Annotated in this window: 14 protein-coding genes; 8 read left to right on the top strand and 6 right to left on the bottom strand. The window is 71.5% G+C overall.

All coding sequences use genetic code 11. The features are described 5' to 3' along the window. Position 1 precedes the first annotated feature (1 nt). Complete coding sequence (locus tag BLV96_RS47500) at positions 2–1,375, top strand: S9 family peptidase (protein ID WP_086671286.1); 1,374 nt, start codon at positions 2–4, stop codon at positions 1,373–1,375. A gap of 17 nt (positions 1,376–1,392) precedes the next feature. Here the strand turns inward: BLV96_RS47500 and BLV96_RS47505 are convergent, their stop codons facing one another. Continuing rightward, positions 1,393–2,550 carry a mandelate racemase/muconate lactonizing enzyme family protein gene (locus BLV96_RS47505; protein ID WP_091390461.1) on the bottom strand — a complete coding sequence of 386 codons (1,158 nt, stop codon included), beginning with the start codon at positions 2,548–2,550 and terminating at the stop codon, positions 1,393–1,395. Positions 2,551–2,623: 73 nt separating this feature from the next. Between BLV96_RS47505 and BLV96_RS47510 the strand changes: the two genes are divergently transcribed. The 5 genes from BLV96_RS47510 to BLV96_RS47530 all read left to right on the top strand — a co-directional run bounded on the left by BLV96_RS47510 (position 2,624) and on the right by BLV96_RS47530 (position 9,335). Next, positions 2,624–3,370 carry a FadR/GntR family transcriptional regulator gene (locus tag BLV96_RS47510; RefSeq protein WP_244181002.1) on the top strand — a complete coding sequence of 249 codons (747 nt, stop codon included), beginning with the start codon at positions 2,624–2,626 and terminating at the stop codon, positions 3,368–3,370. 44 nt (positions 3,371–3,414) lie between these two features. Beyond that, entirely contained in the window at positions 3,415–4,563 is a 1,149-nt protein-coding gene (locus BLV96_RS47515; protein ID WP_086671292.1) for a Gfo/Idh/MocA family protein, read from the top strand. Between the two features lie 76 nt (positions 4,564–4,639). Further along, entirely contained in the window at positions 4,640–6,064 is a 1,425-nt protein-coding gene (locus BLV96_RS47520) for an ABC transporter substrate-binding protein (protein WP_086671294.1), read from the top strand. Next, positions 6,061–8,076: an ABC transporter permease gene (locus BLV96_RS47525; RefSeq protein WP_086671296.1), complete on the top strand. Its 2,016-nt coding sequence runs from the start codon at positions 6,061–6,063 to the stop codon at positions 8,074–8,076. Before BLV96_RS47520 ends, BLV96_RS47525 begins: the two co-directional genes overlap by 4 nt. Next, positions 8,073–9,335 (top strand): mandelate racemase/muconate lactonizing enzyme family protein, encoded by a 1,263-nt coding sequence (locus tag BLV96_RS47530; protein ID WP_086671298.1) that lies wholly within the window; start codon positions 8,073–8,075, stop codon positions 9,333–9,335. Before BLV96_RS47525 ends, BLV96_RS47530 begins: the two co-directional genes overlap by 4 nt. Here the strand turns inward: BLV96_RS47530 and BLV96_RS47535 are convergent. From BLV96_RS47535 to BLV96_RS47555, 5 genes are all read right to left on the bottom strand, one after another. After that, a complete protein-coding gene (locus tag BLV96_RS47535; RefSeq protein WP_086671300.1) occupies positions 9,332–10,072 on the bottom strand; it encodes a ribonuclease activity regulator RraA in 741 nt (246 codons plus the stop codon). The genes BLV96_RS47530 and BLV96_RS47535 overlap by 4 nt on opposite strands. Before the next feature lie 152 nt (positions 10,073–10,224). Then, entirely contained in the window at positions 10,225–11,679 is a 1,455-nt protein-coding gene (locus BLV96_RS47540; protein WP_086671302.1) for a non-reducing end alpha-L-arabinofuranosidase family hydrolase, read from the bottom strand. A 230-nt stretch (positions 11,680–11,909) separates the two neighbouring features. After that, positions 11,910–12,347 (bottom strand): gamma-glutamyltransferase, encoded by a 438-nt coding sequence (locus BLV96_RS47545; RefSeq protein ID WP_158104052.1) that lies wholly within the window; start codon positions 12,345–12,347, stop codon positions 11,910–11,912. After that, positions 12,326–13,492, bottom strand: a complete 1,167-nt coding sequence (locus tag BLV96_RS47550; protein WP_086671306.1) for a gamma-glutamyltransferase — start codon at positions 13,490–13,492, stop codon at positions 12,326–12,328. Before BLV96_RS47550 ends, BLV96_RS47545 begins: the two co-directional genes overlap by 22 nt. A 20-nt stretch (positions 13,493–13,512) precedes the next feature. Next, a complete protein-coding gene (locus BLV96_RS47555; protein WP_086671309.1) occupies positions 13,513–14,739 on the bottom strand; it encodes a metal-dependent hydrolase family protein in 1,227 nt (408 codons plus the stop codon). A 168-nt stretch (positions 14,740–14,907) separates the two neighbouring features. Between BLV96_RS47555 and BLV96_RS47560 the strand changes: the two genes are divergently transcribed. Continuing rightward, positions 14,908–16,218: an NAD(P)/FAD-dependent oxidoreductase gene (locus BLV96_RS47560; RefSeq protein WP_086671310.1), complete on the top strand. Its 1,311-nt coding sequence runs from the start codon at positions 14,908–14,910 to the stop codon at positions 16,216–16,218. A gap of 41 nt (positions 16,219–16,259) precedes the next feature. Further along, positions 16,260–17,471, top strand: a complete 1,212-nt coding sequence (locus tag BLV96_RS47565; protein ID WP_086671313.1) for a PucR family transcriptional regulator — start codon at positions 16,260–16,262, stop codon at positions 17,469–17,471. The last annotated feature ends 35 nt before the right edge of the window (positions 17,472–17,506 follow it).

Raw genomic sequence — 17,506 nt, forward strand, 5'->3', positions numbered from 1 at the left:
CATGCGTCCCAGGATCACCGCTCTGGCCGCGGTCGCGGTCCTCTTCGCGGGCCTACCGGCGACCGCACACGCGGCGGAGGCCGGGAAACCGTGCCCGGAGCCGATCGCCGCGGCGAGGTGCACCGACGGGCAGCTGGCCGACGGAACGCCGTACGCCTTCGCCAAACCCGCGCGGTGGAACGGTTCCGTGCTGGTGGACCTCGACTACGCGGCGGGCGGGCCGGCGAGCCCGCTGACCGCGAGCCTGCTGGCGCGCGGCTACGCCGTGGGCGGCACCACGCGCACGGTCACCGGCTGGAACATCGCGCAGGCCATCGACAACCAGGCCGAGGCGCTCGGCCGCTACGAAACCGCGTTCGGCCGGGCCCGGTACGCGATCGCCGAAGGCCGCTCGATGGGCGGGATGGTCGCCGCGGGGGTCGCGCAGGTGCACCCGGACCGCTTCGCCGCGGCCGTCCCGATGTGCGGTGGCCTCGGGGGCGCGGTGGGGCAGTGGAACCAGAAGCTGGACACCGTCTTCACGCTCAAGACGGTGCTGTTGCGCGACACCGCCCTGCCGGTCACCGGCATCCCCGACGACGTCCCCGGGCTCCAGCAGCGGTGGGTGTCGGCGATGACGTCGGCCCAGGCGACCGCGGCCGGCCGAGCCCGCATCGCCCTCGCGGCGGCGATCGGCCAGGTGCCGGGCTGGGGCCTGGCCGCCGACGGCACGACCACCCCGGTCCCGGACGGCCGCGACGCCGACGGCGTCGAACACGGGATGTTCCTCGCGCTCGCGGGTGGTCCGCTGCCGTACCTCGGGCAGGCGGTCAGCAGCCGCCGCGCGATCGAGCAGCTGGCGGGCGGGAACCCGTCGTGGAACACCGGGGTCGACTACGCGCGCCAGCTCGCTCTGGCCGCGCCGGAACAGCGGAACGCTGTCCGCCGGCTGTACGCGCGGGCCGGGCTCGACCTGCGCGCCGACCTCGGCCGGCTCGCGGCCGAACCCCGCGTGTCCGCCGATCCCGCCGCCGTCCGCTACCTCGAGCGGGGCATCGTGTTCACCGGCCACCTGCGGATCCCGGTGCTCACGGTCAACGGCACCGGCGACCAGATCTCGACCGTCGCCCAGCAGCAGTCCTACGGCGAGCTGGTCGCCCGGGCGGGAAACGCGTCGCTGCTGCGGCAGACGTACGTGCGGACCGCCGGGCACTGCACCTACACCACCGGCGAACAGCAGGCGGCGATCGACCGGATGCTGACCCGCCTGCGGACCGGGCACTGGCCGGACACCGCGCCGGCGACGATGAACCGGCTGGCGGCGGCCGCGGACGGTGTCCCGGGCCGGTACCTGCCCTCCACGCCGCCGCGGTTCAACCGGACGTACCCAGGGTGAGCGCCGGCCGGGCTCCGCTACTCGAACACCCCGAACCCCGCCACGGCGTGGGCCCGGACGCCGTCCAGGTCGAGTTCCACCCCGATGCCGGGAGCGTCGGGGAGCGTGATGTAGCCGTCCTTGACGATCGAGCCGCTCCCGTCCGGGGCGTGCACGTAGCTGTCCCACACCTCGCGCTCCTCGAGGGCGTGCCACTCCTGGACGTAGAAGTTCGGGATCGCGCCGCACTGGTGTGACGTCGCCATCGTGCCCAGCGGCGTCGACACCAGGTGCGGGGCGAACGGGATGTAGTGCAGCTCCGCGAGGTTCGCGATCTTCTTGGCCTCGGCGAGACCACCGCACTTCGGCACGTCCGGCTCGATGACGTCCACGGCTCCCCGTTCGAGCAGCTCGCGGAATCCCCAGCGCAGGTAGAGGTTTTCTCCCGCGCAGATCGGCGTGCGGGTCTGCGCGCGCACCCGCACGAGCGCGTCGACGTTCTCCGCCGGCAGCGGCTCTTCCAGCCACATCAGGCGGAACGGCTCGAGCTCCCACGAGATCCGGCACGCGCTCGGCACGTCGTAGCGGGCGTGCAGGTCGATGGCCAGGTCGACGTCCGGGCCGATCGCTTCCCGGACGGCGGCCACGCGCGCGACCATCGAGCGCAGCTCGGCGGCGTTGACCGTGTGGTTGAAGGTGTCGAACTTGTCCGGGTGGCGCAGGTCGTCGATGTCGAACTTGAGGGCGGTGAAGCCCTCGGCGACCATCCGCTGGGCCCGGTCGACGCAGCCGGCGACCGAGCCCGCCGGGTCGTCGCCGTCGCCGCAGTCGGCGTAGAGGCGGATGCGGTCGCGGAACTTCCCGCCGAGCAGGCGGTACACCGGCTGGCCCGCGGCCTTGCCCGCGAGGTCCCACAGCGCGAGCTCGATCCCGGACAGCGCGATCACGAACACCCCGCTCTGCGCGCCCGCGAAAACCTTGCTGCGGCGCAGTTTCTCCCACACCCGCTCGACGTCGCGCGGATCCTCGCCGATGAGCAACGGGGTCAGGGACGCGATCATCCCCACGACGGCGCCCGCACCGGCGTCGGGATTGGCTTCACCGAACCCGCTGAGGCCTTCGTCGGTGTCGATCCGGACCAGGGTGGCCTGACCGTGGTAGGCCACCACCGCCGTCGTGACGTTCACTATCCGCATCGTTCTCCCGTCGCAGGGTAATGCAGAGAAAAGGGACTGTCGCGGCGTGCAACTTGTCCGATAAGCTGCTGACATGCCAAGGAGACAAGAGTCTCCGGACGCTGTCAAGGTCCGGACCCTTCCGGTGCAGGTGGCGGCCCACCTGACCCGGCGGATCGTCGGCGGCGGAATCGAGGACGGCCGGGCGCCGTCGGAACTCGAGATCACCGAAGAGTTCGGCGTTTCCCGCGTCGTGGCGCGGGAAACGCTCAAGATCCTCGCCTCGCTCGACATCGTCGACGTCGCGCAGGGCCGCCGCGTCGTCGTCCGCCCCCGCGCGGAGTGGGACTACCTGAGCCCGTTGCTGATCGAGTGGCTGCCCACCGAGATCGTCGACGAGCTGCTGCAGGAACTGCACCAGATGCGCGCCCTGCTCGAACCCGAACTGGCCGCGATGGCGGCGACCGGCATCACCGACGAGACGCTGGCCCGGCTCAAGGGCGAGATCGACCGCATGGCGGCGCTCGAAGCGGACCCCGAGGCCTACCTCGAGGTCGACCACGAGTTCCACATGGAGATCTGCCGGGCGGCCGACAACCGCATCCTCGACCGGATCATGTACTCCGCCCGCTGGCTCGGCACGGCCAGCCGGCGCGTCACCAACGAAGCGCCGGCCGGGCTGCACCGCGCCACCGCCCAGCACAGGCGGATCTACGAGGCGCTCGTGGCGCGCGATCCGGCGGGTGCCCGCGCGGCGATGCGCGAGCACCTGAGCAACAACTACTCCACGCTCCTCGCGGAAAAGGGGCAGCGAAGCAAGCGGGCCGCCAAGCGGCGTTAGCGCACGACCGAGTTCCGCCAACCGTTGACGAGAACGGACGAGGCATGGCAGCACCGGGGATCCGGCCGATCCGGCTGGGGTTGATCGGCACCGGGCTCGCGGTCGAAAAGCTGCACTGGCCGGCGTTGCGCGGACTCGCCGACCGGTACGTCGTCACCGCGTTCACCGACCCCGCCGACGAGCAGAGAAAGCGCTTCACCGGCTACAGCGGGACCGATCCGGCCCTGGCGACCGCCGACCGGGCCGCGTTGCTGGCCCGCGACGACGTGGACGCCGTGCTGATCTCGGTGCCCATCCCGAGCCTGTACGAAGTGGCGTGCGACGCGCTCGCGGCGGGCAAGGACGTGTTCTGCGAGAAGCCGGCCGGCGTCGACGCACAGCAGGCCGCGGCCTTCCTCGCACTCGCGGCCGGGTTCCCGGACCGCACCTTCGTGGTGGGGGAGAACTACTTCTACCGCGACGACCTGCGCTACGCCCGCGCGTTGCTCGACGACGGCGCGATCGGCCGCCCGCACCTGATGGCGTGGCGGTACGCCGGTCAGTCGGTGCCCCGGCCGGGCGGGTTCACCAGCACGCCGTGGCGGCACCGGCCGCAGTACCGCGGTGGCGTGCACCTCGACTTCGGCGTGCACCACATCGCCCAGATCCGGTTGCTCTGCGGCGACGTCGCACGGGTGCACGGTGCCGTGCAGGCGGCCAACAGCACGATCGACGCACCGTCGGACCTCACGCTCAACCTCGTCTTCACCGGAGGCGCCATCGGCAACTACACCGCGTCCTTCCCCGAAATCCCGATCCCGCCCGAGCCCAACGACCTGCGGCTCTACGGCACCGAGGGCGTGCTCGTGCTCGCCGGATCCGAGTCGGAGCGCCGCGTGACGCGCAGCAGCGCCGACGCCACCACCCACACGACCGTCTTCCGCGGCAGCGACAACGGCTACCGCGCGGAGCTCGTCGACTTCGCCGACGCCGTGCAGTTCGGCGTGCGGCCGGTCGGCAGCGTCGCGCAGAGCGTCGCCAACGCGATGGTCGTCCAGCGGGCGCTCGACTCCGCGGAACAGGCGGCCGCACTGGCGCTCGACCCCGTGCCCGGCGCGGGCCCGGTACCGCTGTGGCGGCCCCGTGGTTCGGCCGGCCTGTTCGACGGGCTGCCCGGGCAACGCATCAGCAGTACGGCGTCCTTCGCCGCCTGAACGAAGACTCACAGCGCGGCAATCGCCTCGCTGTCCCGCCGGATGCAACGTCGCCCCGTCGGTTTGAGGAGTTGTCATGGAAGAGAAAACGGACCTGTCGAGGCGCACCTTCCTCGGGGTGAGCGCGCTGGGCGTGCTCGGCCTCGCCGGGTGCGGGGGCGGCCCCGCGCCCGCACCGCAGGTCGACGTCCAGGTCCCCAAGGAGCTCCTCGACCAGGCGGCCAAGCTGCGCGGCGGGTCGGTGGGGATGCTCTCGCAGAAGCTGTACTCGGAAGCCGCCAACAAGGCGCTCGACAAATCGTTGCAGGCGTTCGCGCAGGCCACCGGCACCACCATCCACAACGACCTGGTCTCCGGTGACGCCGGCGACATGGTCGCGAAGATGGACGCCGAGGTGAAGGCGGGCACCAACCGCGACCTGGCGTTCCTGAGCGACCGGCGGTTCGTCGGCCAGCTCCACAACCTCGGCGCCCTCACCGACGTCACCGACGTGGTCACCGAAATGAAAGCGCTTTACGGCGAACCCGCGACGGAAGCGGACAACTACTGCGTGTTCGACGGGCGCTGGTTCGCGATCCCGTACCACTTCATCGCGTCCGGGATGTACCTGCGCAAGGACTGGTACGCGGAGAAGGGCATCCCGCTCAAGCCGTATTACACGTGGGAAGAGCTGCGCGACAACGCGTTGGCGGTCTCCGACCCGGCGAAGCGGCGCTTCGGCTGGGGGCTCACGGTGAACCGCTCCGGCGACGCCAACGGCTTCATCCAGAACGTCATCAACGTCTACGGCGGGGCGATCGCGGACAACACCGGCACGAAGGTGGTGTTCAACTCGCCCGAGACCGTCGCCGCCGTCACGTTCATCGGCGACATCTACACGAACCCGAAGTACCAGCCGATGCTGCCGCCCGGGGTCGGGAGCTGGACCGACTCGAGCAACAACGAAAACTGGCTGGCCGGGATCCTGGGGCTGACGCTCAACCAGTTCAGCGTCTACGCCGACTCGAAGACCAAGAAGAACCCCGTCTACGGCAACACGCACGTGTTCAACGGGGCCACCGGACCGGCACTCGACCGGCCGCTCGCGTACGGCGAGTCCAACTCGTTCGTCGTGTTCAAAGGGGCGAAGAACCCCGATCTCGCCAAGCTGGTGGCGAAGTTCATGGCCAGCGGGACCGCGCTGCTCGGGGTCGCGAAGGAGGCGCCGTGCCTGGTCAACCCGTCGTGGACCAAGGTGTGGGACTCCGACCCGTACTACACCGGCGGTGACCCGGCCTTCCCCGCGCTGCGGGAGCAGACTCGCGCGCAGCTCCCGGTGACGACCAGGACCGGGTACGCGTTCCCCCAGGCGCCGAGCCCCGGCGAGCAGGCGGCCCTCGCCGCGTACCTGCTGACCGACATGATGCAGTCGGTCATCCAGGGCACCAGGCCGGCCGACGCCGTCGCCGCGACCCACGGCCGGATCGTGCAGATCTTCGAGCAGCAGGGTTATCGCCAGTGACGGTCCTGCGTCCGGAACGGACACCGCGGGCGCCGGACCGCCCGGCGCCGGGCGGGTCGTCCTCGCTCACCAGGACGCAGCGGGTGCTCGGGCGGGACTGGCGCCTCGCGGCGGTGTTCATCGGGCCGACGCTGCTGCTGGTCGCCGGCCTGATCCTGGTGCCGATCGCCGACTCGGTCTTCACCAGCCTCACCGAACGCCACGGCGCGGAGACGGTCTTCGTCGGGCTGGACAACTACGCCGCCCTCGTCGACGACGGCTTGTTCCACCACGGCGTGCTCAACTCGTTCGTCTTCACCGCCTACGCCGAGATCTTCAAGGTGACCTTCGGGCTGATCGCGGCGTTGCTGCTGCACCACCTGCGCCGCGGCAAGGCACTCGTCGCCGCGGTGATCCTGCTGCCGTGGGTGATCCCGACGGTCGTCACCGCCTTCACCTGGCGGTCGTTGCTCGACCCGATCTTCGGCAGCGTCAACGTCCTGCTCACCGACTCCGGGATCGGGCCGGCCCTCGCGGCGATGGGCCTCGTCGACAAGTGGCCCGCGGAATGGCTGTCCGACCCCGCGCTCGCGATGCCGGCGGTCATCCTGGTCAACGTCTGGAAGGGCATCCCGTTCTTCACGGTGACGTTCCTCGCCGGGCTCAAGGCCATCGACAGCGGGCTGCACGAGGCCGCGATGGTGGACGGCGCCTCGCCGTGGCAGCGGTTCGTGCACATCACGCTGCCGGGGCTGCGTCCGGTCATGATCGTGACGGTGCTGCTGTCGTCGATCTGGACGTTCAACAACTTCGACCTGATCTGGCTGATGACCCAGGGCGGGCCCGGCGACGCCACCGCGCCGTACGTGATGGTGGCGTACTCCAAGGCCATCCAGCAGCTGCAGCTGGGTGCGGGCGCCGCGGTCACGCTGGTGATGCTGCCGGTCATCGCGATCCTCGTGGTGATCCTCGTGCGGCTGATGCGCCGCAGCGACCTGCCCGGCGCGGCGGATCTCGGCCGGCGGCGGCTGACACCGGGCCGGCGCAAGGCGTTGCCGTGGATGATCGTCGCCGCCGCGGTCCTCGTGCTGGTCTGGGCGTCGCCGCACATCGTCTGGAAGGCCGCGCTCGTGCTGGGCGTGTTCGTGGTGCTCGCGGCCGCGGTCGGCCGGGTCGTCTCCGCGTTCGCCGCGCGGGGCAACCGGCTCGCGGCGCGCCTGGTCGCGGGCACCGGCTCCGGGATCGCGCTCGTGGGCTTGCTGGGTTTCGTGCTCGCCCCGCTCTACTGGATGACCATCACGGCCTTCAAGTCCGACGACCAGATCGTCGCGCGCACCGACGACCTGTGGCCGACGCCGTGGAGCACCGAGCAGTTCACCAACCTGTTCACGGGCGCGTTCGGCACCTGGTACGTCAACACGATCCTGGTGTCGGTGGCGTCCACCGCGATCGCCCTGGTCTGCGCGGCACTGGCCGGCTACGCGTTGGCACGGCTGAAGTTCAGGGGTTCGGAAAGCTTCACGGTGACGATCCTGCTCACCTACGTGATGCCGGGCGCGCTGCTGTTCATCCCGCTCTACCAGCTGGTGAGCGGGATCGGGCTCAACGACTCGCTGTGGTCGCTCGTGCTCGCCTACCCGACGTTCACCCTGCCGTTCGCGACGTGGCTGCTCGTCGGCTACTTCAAGTCGATCCCGGCCGACCTCGAGGAAGCCGCGCTGGTCGACGGCTGCACGCGGTTCGGGGCGTTCCTGCGGATCGTGCTGCCGCTGGCCAAACCGGGCCTGCTCGCGGTCGCGCTGTTCACGCTCACCAACGCGTGGAACGAGTTCCTGTTCGCCTTCGTGTTCATCACCAAGGACGACTACAAGACGCTGCCGGTCGGCATGCAGTCGATGATCTTCGGCGACGTCGTGCCGCAGGGGCAGCTGGCCGCGGCCTCGCTCCTGGTCAGCATCCCGGTCGTGCTCATGTACGGCTTCGGGCAGCGGTTCCTGACCGAGGGCCTCACCGCCGGGGCGGTGAAGGGGTGATCACCGAGGAGCACGTCCCGACGGCGTCGCGGCCGAGCGACCTGCGGATCACCGATCTGCGGGTGGCCATTGTGGACGGTGTCCCGTTCCGCTCGTCGCTCATCCGGATCGACACGAATCAGGGCCTGGTCGGCTACGGGGAGGTGCGCGACGGGGCCAGCGCGACCTACGCGTTGATGCTCAAGAGCCGGCTCGTCGGGGAGAACCCGTGCAACGTCGACAAGATCTTCCGCAAGATCAAGCAGTTCGGGTACCACGGCCGCCAGGGCGGCGGGGTCTCCGGCGTCGAGATGGCGCTGATGGACCTGGCCGGCAAGGCGTACGGAGTGCCCGCGTACGCGCTGATCGGGGGAAAGTTCCGGGACGAAGTCCGGTGTTACGCGGACACGCCTTCGCTGCCGGACCCGGCCGCGATGGGCGCGCGGCTGCTGGAGCGCAAGCAGCGCGGGTTCACGATGCTGAAGATGGACGTCGGCATCGACCTGCTCTGGGACGTGCCGGGGGCGCTGATCGCGCCGCCGGGCGCCCGCGCCGACCGGACGACGATGCACCCGTTCACCGGCATCCAGGTCACCGCTCGCGGCGTCGAGTGGTTGGCGTCCTATGTGGACATCGTCCGGTCCGCCGTCGGCTACGACGTCGCGCTCGCCACCGACCACTTCGGCCACATCGCGCTCGACTCGTGCATCCGCATCGGCCGCGCGCTGGAACCGTTCACGCTGGCGTGGATCGAGGACCTGATCCCGTGGCAGCTGACCGGCCAGTGGCGGCAGCTGACCGACGCCGTCGCCGTCCCGACGTGCACCGGGGAGGACATCTACCTCCTGGAAGGTTTCCGGCCGCTGCTGGACGCGGGCGCGATCCGCGTGGTGCACCCGGATCCGGCGACGGCGGGCGGGATCGCGGAGACCAAACGGCTCGGCGACTACGCACAGGAGCGCGGGATCGCGATGGCGCTGCACCTGGCGGCGTCACCGATCGCGACGATGGCGTGCGTGCACCTGGCCGCCGCCACGGAGAACTTCCTCGCCCTCGAACACCACGCGGCCGAGGTGGAGTTCTGGAGCGACCTCGTCACCGGCCTGCCCCGCCCGCTGATCCGCGACGGGCACATCACCGTGCCGGACACGCCGGGGCTCGGGTTCGGCGACCTCGACGAGGACCTGGTGCGCCGCCACCTCGACCCGCGAGATCCGGTGTTCTTCGCCGAGACGACCCACTGGGACGCCGAATCCAGCCACGACCGGCTGTGGAGCTAGCCGCGGCCCTGCTCGGCCCGCCACCGTTCGTACTCGGGCCGGGCCTCGTCCGACAGCGGGTAGTACCGCCGCAGGTCGCCGCCCTCGGCCAGCCGGAGCCGGGAGAACTCTTCCCATTCCGCGTGTTCCTGCGCGTGGGCCACCAGCGCGGGCGCGAGCTTCACCGGCACCACGACCGCCCCGTCGTCGTCCGCGACGACGATGTCGCCCGGCTCGACGAGCGTGCCGCCGCAGGCCACCGGCACGTTGACGGCGACCGGGACGATGCCGGTCTGGACGTGGAAGTTCGGGGTGGCGCCCCGGATCCACATCCCGAGGCCGAGTTTCTTGGCCTCGCCGGTGTCGCGCAGGCACCCGTCGACCACGACACCGGCGCCGCCGCGGCCCTTGAAGTAGGTCAGCATCATCTCGCCGAACACGCCGCTCTCCATGTCCCCGCGCGCGTCGACGACGATCATGTCGCCGGGCTGCGCGTGGTACATGACGTGCCGGTGCAGCTGCTTTTCCGGTTCCTCGTACTCGTCGACGGGGTAGAGGTCTTCCCGCTTGGGCAGGAACTGCAGCGTCAGCGCCGGGCCGGCCACGCGCACGCCGGGAGTCACCGTGACGGGGCCGCGGATGAAGGCGCTGCGGATGCCCATCCGGCTGAGTTCGCCACTGGCGGTCGCGCTGCCGATGGCCGCGAGGGCCGCGCTGAGTTCCGCGGGCGGGCGGACGATGTCGTGCGTCTCCACCACTTCGGCAGCCCCCTCGGGTTCGCGCTGGCCGTGATCATCGGAGAATCCCAGCCTAGCCCGGGGATATCCTCGGGCGGAAGCCCGCGGCGGCAACGAAGTTCTCGGGAGAGCGAACCCCGGCCGGGGGCGGCCGGGGTTCTCCTCGGATCGGGTCAGCGCTGCAGCGTCAGGACGCCCGGCCGCCACGGCAGCTGGTCGTACGGACCGCTGGCGCTGGGCGACTTGCCCTGGTAAAGCAGTTGCAGGTTGCAGGGGTCGACGGTCATGGTCTGGTCCGGGTTGGCGCGGACCAGGTCGCCGTGGCTGATGTCGTTGGTCCAGCCGGCACCGCTGTTCGCCTTGCCCGCGAAGGGATTGCTTTCACTGGCGGCCTGCGGAGTCCACGAACCACTCAGGCTGTTCGCGGTGAACGAACGGAAGTAGCGCCCGTTCGCCCCCATCGCCTCGACGATCATCAGGTACTGGTTCTGGCCCTGCACCTTGTAGACCTGGACGGCCTCGAACAGGTTGGCCTGCGAGTCGCTCATGATCGTCGTGTAGTTCGAGCCGAAGCTGCCCGGGAAGTTCCCGATCGGCATGCTCGCCCGGTAGATCTTCCCGTTGTCCCCGGCGAAGAACAGGTACATGGTCGAGCCGTCGGCGATCAGCGTCTGGTCGATCGGGCCCGTGCCCGAACCGGAGATGCTGCCGGTGAACAGCGGCTGCGGCGAGGACCAGCCGTTGGGGTTGGTGGGGTCGCTCGACGTGCGGTAGATGAACGGCCACGCACCCCACTGGTAGGCCAGCACCCAGATGTTCTTGGGCGCGAAGTAGAACAGCGTCGGCGCCACCGCGGCCTGGCTCATCCCCGTCTGGCCGGCCGAAGCCATGTCGGACCAGTTCGTGAAGGGGCTGAAGGCCATCGAGCCGTACGACGATCCCGCGACGTTCGACGCGTACACGAGGTGCTGGCCGTTGTAGACGACGTTGGTGAAGTCCTTGAGCGACACCCAGCCGTTCTTGGGCTGCGCCAGCACCCCCGTCGAGGACCAGCGGTAGGTCGAGGGCAGCGAACAGCCGCTGCCGGTCGGGGTGGTGGTGGTCGTCGTGGGTGTGGCCGACAGGCCGGTCCACTTCTGGTTGCCGGCGCCGGTGCAGGTCCAGAGCCCGACGGCGGTGCCGTTGGCCGTGCCGGCTCCGGTGACGTCCAGGCAGAGCCCGGACTGCACGCCGACCACCGTGCCGTCGGAGTTCAGCCGCCACTGCTGGTTGGCCCCGCCGTGGCAGGTCCAGATCTGCACCCGGGTGCCGGGGGTGGTCGCGCTGCCGGGCACGTCCAGGCACTTGCCGCCGAACACCGTCAGCAGGCCGGCCGACGTCGCCGTCCACTGCTGGCCCGAACCGCCCCAGCAGTCGTAGATCTGCAGGGAGGTGCCGTCGGTCTGGCTCGCGTTCGGGACGTCCAGGCACCGCCCGGATCCGACGCCGTGCAGTGCTCCGGTGACGTCGGCCAGGGCCGCGCCGGCCCCCAGCGTGCCGCCCACCACGACGGCGGCCGCGACTGTCGCCGCGGCGGTGGCCGCGGCGATCAGGGATCGGCGCCGGCGGCCGATGCTTCCTCTGCTCATGACGAACTTCTCCCAGCCTGGGTCGGGTCCGGTTCCGGGCGACTGTTATCGCTAACATTCGCCGCGTCAGCCTGGGCCGCCGGAAGAAGGATTGTCAATCCCGGCACCGGGTCGCCCGGGGTTTTGCCGCCACGCTGCGCGATCCGGCCACCTCAGAGCCACCACCGCGGGGTGGCCGGTCGTGAAAGTTACACGGCCGCGGCACCGGACCGGGTGCCGCGGCCGGTCCGTCAGAACCCCTCGGCCACGCCTTCGCGGCGCGGTCCGGTGCACGCGCCCAAGCCGCCGCCGGCCTCGCGCCACGCCATCTGGTAGGTGCCCATGTGGTAGTCGTACCGCGGCAGCGGGTTCGTCAGCACGCCCAGCTTCGCCAGCCCGGCCGGCACCTCCGGCGCGACGCGGGACTCGACCGAGATCGTGTGGTCGTCCTCGTACGGCAGGCAGCGCGGGGCGTCGTCGGCCGCGTACGGGTCCATGCCGAAGTCGAGGATGTTCGACAGCACCTGCGGGACCGTGCAGTGCACGTTGCCCGGCGATCCCAGCGACAGCCACGGTTTCCCGTCGCGCAGCACCATCGTGTTGGACAGGATCGAGCGCATCCGGCCGCCGCCGGTCACCCAGCCTTCGATGGGGGAGGCCAGGCTGTTCACCGCGTGGCTGCCGACCATCGGCACGCCGCCGACGACCTCGCCGGGGATGCGGCCGGCTGCTTCGATGCCCCCGACGCGGCCAGCGCGGGCGCCCCGCGGGTCAGGTTGACGTGCTCGGTGAGGTCGACGCGCGCCTTGGCGTTGCGCAGGATGTCGGCGAACCCCTTGATCAACGCCGGTGAGGTGAGCGGGCCGGTCGTGTCGCCGAAGACGCCGGGATCGTTGAGGATCCCGGTTTCCAGGGCGGCGCGGCGCAACGCGTGGGCGAGGTAGTACAGCGCCTCGGCGTTCTCCGACCAGTGCCCGACCGCCGTGATGTCCAGCTCGTCGAGGATGCCCAGCACTATCTGGCAGTAGACGCCCTGGCGTTCGGGTGCCGACTGCTGCACGACGGTGGATCCCTTGTGCTCCCACCGGTGGCCCGCCGCCCACCGCGGCGGGATCGCCGTCAGGTGCTCGAGTTTCACGCCCCAGCCGAGGGAGTTGCCGCGCGCGACGAAGTCCCGCGCCCACCGGCCGGTCAGGAAGTGGTCCGGGCCCTCGGCCGCGAGCCGGCGCATGGTCTCGGCCAGCTCCGGCGACGCCCAGCGGTCGCCGACCTGGGGGAGGTGCCCGTCCGGGGTGAAGTGCGCCCGGCCGGATTCCGTGTACAGGAAGAAGTCCACGGTCTGGGCCAGCACGAGGTGCTCGAACGACGTCACTTCGTGGCCCTCTTCGGCCCAGTGGACGGCGGGCTCGCACAACCGGGCCCAGGGGAGGGTCGCGAACCGGTCGTAGAGCGCTTTCATTCCCGGCATGAAGCCCGGCGCGACCGCGCGCGGCGTGCCGGGTGCGACCGCGTAGAGCCCTTTACCCATCGGGATCGGCGCGAACGGCGGCAGGCCGGGCACGATCGTGCCCATGCTGTTCAGCTCGGCGACCTCGCCGGATGCCGCGTCGTACACGAGCGCGGTGACGGTGCCGGTGTGGTTCGTCATGTCCTGCTGGACGACGGCCTGCACCAGGCTGCCGGCGATCGCCGCGTCGACGGCGTTGCCGCCCGTGCGCAGCGTGTCGAGCATCGTGTCGGTGACGATCCGGTGCTGGCTCGACGCGACGGCTCGCCGGCCGGTCACGGGTTCCTTCGGGCCGACCCGGCCCTGGTTTGCCGCAACGGTGGTCATGGTCCTCCTCGGGGAGCGGGTCAGCGGATGTCCTTCACGACGCGGCCGAGCTGGAGCACGACCTTCACCTGCCGGGGGTCGTCGAAGACGAGCGGGTCGGCGAGCGGATCGCCGCCGAACACGGCCAGGTCGGCGAGCTTGCCGGGCTCGATCGTGCCGATCTCGTCGCCGATCCGCAGGACGCGTGCGTTGTCCCGGGTCGCCGACACCAGCGCCTGCATCGGCGACTCGATCTCGCTGCGCAGCACCAGCTCGTGGCCGCGGTGGTCCTGGTTCGGCCCGATGTAGTCCGAGCCCGACCCGATGAGCACCCCGGCCGCGCGGGCGGCGCGGATGGCGTCGGCCTGGCCGTCGATGACGTGGCCGACGCGCTCGCCGATGTGCGCGGGCAGCCCGGCCTCGGTCGAGTCCTTGAGCAGGGCGTGCGCCACCGCGAGCGTCGGCACCAGCGCGACACGCTTCTCGGCCATCAGCGCCGCCATCTCCGCGTCGACCGCCGAACCGTGCTCGACGCACTTCGCGCCCGCGTCGATGGCCGTGCGCAGGCCTTCGTTGTTGTGCGCGTGGACCGTCACGTACGTGCCGCGGGCGCGGGCCTCGGCCACGGCGGTCGCGATCTCGTCGTGCGTGAACTGCGTGTCGGTGAGCTTGTCGTGGCGGGAGACGACCCCGCCGGTGACGCACATCTTGAGGAAGCCCGCCCCGCGCCGGAACGCCTCCCGGGCGTTGCGGCGCACGGAGTCCGGCCCGTCGGAGAGCAGGGACAGCGCGAACAGGCCGGGGACCTGGCGGGCGTCCCAGTCCTCCGCCGAGTCCCACTCCGCGCCGAGGTAGCCGTGGCCGCCGGTCTGGACGAGGATCGGGCCGCAGTGCAGGATGCGCGGGCCGGGCACGCGGCCGTCGGCGACGACCCGGGCGATGCCGTCGTCCACGCCGCCGGTGTCCCGCACGGTCGTGAAGCCCGAGTCCAGGGTCCGGCGGCAGTTGGCGAACATGTCGGCGGCGATCTCCGCGACGGACAGCTGCCGGGACGTGCTCAGCTTGTCGAGGTCACTGGACAGTCCCAGGTGGACGTGGGCGTCGATGAGCCCCGGGGTGAGGTACAGGCCGGTCAGGTCCAGGACGTCCGCGCCGGCCGGCGGGGTGCCGCCGAGGGCCGCGATCCGGCCGTCCTCGACGAGCACGGCCTGGCCGGGGACCGGGTCCGCGCCGGTCCCGTCGATGACGGTCGCTCCGGTGAGCCACATGAACTACTCCGTCCGTGCGTGGGGTGACTCAGCCCACTGTCGTCCGGACCGGCGCCCGGGGCCAATGGACATCCGTCGCCCCGGACGCGCCCGGATCGCGACAGCTGTCGGGCGACGGCGGGCGCCGGGCTTCCCACACTGGGACGCGGCAGCACAGGGAGGACGAAGATGAACTCGCAAGTCAGCGCCGACGCGGTCGTGATCGGCGCCGGGGTGATCGGCTCGGCGATCGCGCTCGAACTGGCCCGGGCGGGACGCCGGGTCGTGGTGGTCGACCGCGCGAGCGGTGCCGGGCAGGGCTCGACGAGCGCGTCGAGCGCCGTGGTCCGCTACAACTTCTCCACCCTCGCCGGGGTGACCGCCGCCTGGGAGGCGCGGTTCTGCTGGTCGGCGTGGGCCGAGCACCTCGGCCACGACGTCGGCGACCTGGCCCGGTTCGAACGCAGTGGCCTGGTCATGCTCGACGTCGAGGCCGCTCCGCGGGCCGGCTGGCTGCCGCTGTTCGACGAGGTCGGCGTGCCGTACGAGGAGTGGGACACCGCGACCCTGCTCGACCGCGTGCCCGGCCTCGACGCCGGCCGGTTCTGGCCGCCCAAGCGCATCGACGACGACGCCTTCGGGGCCGCCGCCACCGGCACCCTCGGCGGCGTCTACACCCCCGACGCCGGGTACGTCACCGATCCGCAGCTCGCGGCGCGGAACCTCGCCGACGCGGCCGCGAAGGAAGGCGCCGGGTTCCGGTTCCGCGCCACGGTGTCCGGGGTGGAGTCCCGCTCCGGGCGCGTGGCCGCCGTCGTGCTGGCGGACGGCACGAGGATCGCCGCACCGGTCGTCGTCAACGCCGCCGGGCCGTGGTCGGGCAAGCTCAACACGCTCGCCGGGGTCGGCGGGGACTTCACCATCGGCGTGCGGCCGCTGCGGCAGGAGGTCGCCCACGTCCGCGCGCCCGCGGGCTACCACCCGCCCGGCGGGGTGGGCCCGGCCGTGGCCGACATGGATCTGGGCACCTACTTCCGCGGCGAGATCGGCGGCGGCCTGCTCGTCGGCGGCACCGAGCCCGCGTGCGACCCGCTGCACTGGCTCGACGACCCCGACGACGCCCAGCTCCACCCGACGATGGCGGTGTTCGAAGCCCAGGTCACGCGGGCGGCGCGCCGGCTGCCGGGGCTGCGCGTGCCGAACCGGGCGCGGGGCGTGGCCGGCGTGTACGACGCCGCCGACGACTGGACGCCCATCTACGACCGCACCGGGCTGCCGGGCTTCTACGTCGCCATGGGCACCAGCGGCAACCAGTTCAAGAACGCCCCGGTCGTCGGCCGGCTCATGGCGACGCTGATCGACCGCGTCGAGGCCGGCGCCGACCACGACCGCGATCCGGTCCGCTACAAGGGCGTCCACACCGGCCTGGAGATCGACCTCGGCGCGTTCTCCCGCAAGCGCGAGCGCAACACCGGCAGCTCCGGGACGGTGCTGGGCTGACCACCGGGTTACCGTGGACGGCACCCCGGGAAGGGAGCGCCGTGGCCGACCGCGATCTGCAGTCCATCGTGGACGAACTCGCCGAGCGCCTGCGGCGGTCGGTCGCGATCGACGACCCGGCCATCCGGCTGCTCGCCGCCAGCCGCCACTTCGGGGACGAGGACGCCCTGCGCGTCAGCTCGGTGATGAACCGCGCGGTCGAACCGCGGATCGTCGACCACATCCTCGCCCAGGGCATCAGCCGCTGGGTCGCGCCCGGCGTCGTCGACGTCGAGGGCGCGATGCCGCGACTGTGCGCGCCGGTGCGCTGCAACGGCATGCTGCTCGGCTACCTGTGGCTGATCGACAGGGACGGCACGTTCACCGAGCACGAAATGGCGGCCGCCGGCGAAGCGGCCGCCACGGCCGGGGCGATGCTCCTGCGCCGGTTGCTGCTGCACGAGCGGTCGAAGGCGCGGCAGGAGGGCATCCTGCGCGAGCTCGTCTCCGGCGACCTCGCGGTGCGCGCGCAGGCGATCGAAGACCTGCGGGCCGAACAGCTCTTCGGCGACGAAAGCAGCCACTTCACCGTGCTCGCCGTGCAGTGCCGGGCGGCCGCCGCCCCGCAGGAGGTCGCGTTCGAGGCGGCGGTCGAGGAAGGTGTCCGCGCGGTCACCGGCGACGTCGCCCTGATGGCGGCGAACCGATCGCGCGCGTGGATCCTTCTCGTGCAACGGGTCGCGCCGTCCCGAGGTCTGGTCGACGCGGTCGCCGAGCGGATCACGACCCGCTTCCGGCGCCTCGGCGACGAGAACGCGCCGCCGGTGTTCGGGCTCGGCGGCACCGTGACGGCGCTCGGCGACGTCGTCACGTCCTACCGGGAGGCGCTGCTGGCCGCCCGCGCGGCCCTGCTGCTGCCCGGCATCGGTTCCCTGGCCCGCTGGGGCGAGCTGGGGCCGTACGAACTCCTGCTGAAACTGCCGCCCGAGGACCTGCTCACCGCCTCCCCGGTGCCGGCGCTCGCGGCGATCGAGCAGGAGGACACCCACGACGTCCTGCTCACGACGTTGACCGACTTCTTCGACCACGCCGGCAACATCCAGCGCACCGCCGACTCCCTGCGCGTCCACCGCGCCACGCTGTACCAGCGGCTCAAGCGGATCGAGCAGATCACCGGGTGCAGCCTCGACTCCGGCGACGACCGGCTGATGCTGCACCTCGGGCTCAAGCTGCGGGTCATCGCCGCGGCCTACCGCGACCACCTGGGCCGCTGAGTATCGACGAACGTCGTCCACCGCGGTGTCCGGAC

It is taken from the genome of Amycolatopsis pretoriensis (assembly GCF_900107925.1).
Lineage (GTDB): Bacteria > Actinomycetota > Actinomycetes > Mycobacteriales > Pseudonocardiaceae > Amycolatopsis > Amycolatopsis pretoriensis.

Excerpts from the sequence above, each read along its gene's own strand:
- BLV96_RS47560 (WP_086671310.1), top strand. The coding sequence starts at position 14,908 with ATGAACTCGCAAGTCAGCGCCGACGCGGTCGTGATCGGCGCCGGGGTG.
- BLV96_RS47510 (WP_244181002.1), top strand. The coding sequence starts at position 2,624 with ATGCCAAGGAGACAAGAGTCTCCGGACGCTGTCAAGGTCCGGACCCTT.
- BLV96_RS47555 (WP_086671309.1), bottom strand. The coding sequence starts at position 14,739 with ATGTGGCTCACCGGAGCGACCGTCATCGACGGGACCGGCGCGGACCCG.
- BLV96_RS47505 (WP_091390461.1), bottom strand. The coding sequence starts at position 2,550 with ATGCGGATAGTGAACGTCACGACGGCGGTGGTGGCCTACCACGGTCAG.
- BLV96_RS47545 (WP_158104052.1), bottom strand. The coding sequence starts at position 12,347 with ATGGTCGGCAGCCACGCGGTGAACAGCCTGGCCTCCCCCATCGAAGGC.
- BLV96_RS47520 (WP_086671294.1), top strand. The coding sequence starts at position 4,640 with ATGGAAGAGAAAACGGACCTGTCGAGGCGCACCTTCCTCGGGGTGAGC.
- BLV96_RS47515 (WP_086671292.1), top strand. The coding sequence starts at position 3,415 with ATGGCAGCACCGGGGATCCGGCCGATCCGGCTGGGGTTGATCGGCACC.
- BLV96_RS47550 (WP_086671306.1), bottom strand. The coding sequence starts at position 13,492 with ATGACCACCGTTGCGGCAAACCAGGGCCGGGTCGGCCCGAAGGAACCC.
- BLV96_RS47540 (WP_086671302.1), bottom strand. The coding sequence starts at position 11,679 with ATGAGCAGAGGAAGCATCGGCCGCCGGCGCCGATCCCTGATCGCCGCG.
- BLV96_RS47500 (WP_086671286.1), top strand. The coding sequence starts at position 2 with ATGCGTCCCAGGATCACCGCTCTGGCCGCGGTCGCGGTCCTCTTCGCG.